This window comes from Pseudomonas sp. MD330_10 (assembly GCF_042610415.1).
GTDB lineage: Bacteria > Pseudomonadota > Gammaproteobacteria > Pseudomonadales > Pseudomonadaceae > Aquipseudomonas > Aquipseudomonas rhodesiae.
Map to the genome: position 1 here is coordinate 1 of NZ_JBHGZU010000143.1, position 238 is coordinate 238.

Annotated in this window: 1 pseudogene; it reads left to right on the top strand. The window is 51.7% G+C overall.

The window, feature by feature from the left end:
• Positions 1 to 238 (top strand): annotated as a pseudogene (locus tag ACFZPT_RS26955) (CoA-transferase); the annotation flags it as partial.

Genomic DNA, 238 nt, shown 5'->3' on the forward strand with positions numbered 1-238 from the left:
GTCAACTTTGTAATCGTAATTCCGACCTTGGTGGCCAATTACATCCCCTACGGTATGGATGTGTTGATTAAATAGTAAAACGGCCTGATAGGCATGGGCCCGTTTCCTACCGAAGACACCATCGATGCCGACATGAACAACGCCGGTAAACAGACAGTGACAGCACGCATCGGTGCGTCGATATTCTCCTCTGCCGAGTCCTTCGCGAAGATTCGCAGCGTTCACGTCGACCACACCG